The organism is Shewanella sp. SM20 (assembly GCF_025654545.1).
GTDB lineage: Bacteria > Pseudomonadota > Gammaproteobacteria > Enterobacterales > Shewanellaceae > Shewanella > Shewanella oncorhynchi.
Genome location: NZ_JAKKRK010000131.1, coordinates 1 through 853, shown reverse-complemented (window position 1 = coordinate 853; position 853 = coordinate 1). Strand labels below are relative to the sequence as shown.

The 853-nt window shown below is 48.0% G+C and carries 1 protein-coding gene; it reads right to left on the bottom strand.

Annotation, left to right across the window (positions count from 1 at the left end):
- Nucleotides 1-28 precede the first annotated feature (28 nt).
- Nucleotides 29-853, bottom strand: an 825-nt coding sequence (locus tag L5M18_RS23215; RefSeq protein WP_263198724.1) for an IS5-like element ISSpu16 family transposase, incomplete at its 5' end; no start/stop codon positions are given.

Here is an 853-nt window from a genome sequence, read left to right as displayed (position 1 = left end):
ATGCCTTTTCCTAAAAGGGTTCCTGGTATTAATTGACCCTCTGGCGAATAGGCATACCCAGTCCTATGACTTTGTTCATCACTTTCACACCAGCCAGTGCCTCGCCGACTTGGCCGTTGTAGTCCCGCAGGCTCAATTTCGGGCTAATCAGTTGCTTGTAACGATACATAGCTGTTTCTGACAGGGAGCGTTGGTGATAGTCATTCTCTTGTTTCCATTGTTTGAGTTCATCACTTTTCAGAGCGCTGACGGCCTCGTTTCTGGGATGACCTTCTTCCCAATAACCTGCATTTTTTCGCGGCGGTATCGTAGGTTTACACCCTCTGCGTTTCAGCAGCTTATGACATTTTTTGGTGTCATAAGCACCGTCAGCTGACACTTGTTTTACCTTGCGCCTTAGTGGGTTTAATAACGTTGGGAGAACCTCACTATCTGCCACACTCTCTAAACTGACTTCGGCTGCGATGACTTCATGTGTGGCCGCATCTATCGCAAGGTGCAACTTACGCCAAGTTCGGCGTTTTTCCTTACCATGTTTACGCATTTTCCATTCACCTTCGCCATATACTTTYAGTCCTGTGGCATCGACAACTAAGTGAGCAATCGCGCCTCGGCAAGGGGGGCGGTAGTTAACTTTGACTGTCTTTGCCCGCTTGCTGATGCAGCTGTAACCAGGTGAAGTTAATTGCAGACTCATCAAACTAAACACTGAGTTGAGAAAACCTTCTAGTGCTCGCAAGGGGAGATTAAACAAACCTTTGAGCATTAAGGCGGTTTCTATCGCCGTGTCACTGTATTGAAATCCCCGACCTCGACCACCATGGTGTTCAGTGTGACACCAGAGGTTGAGCGC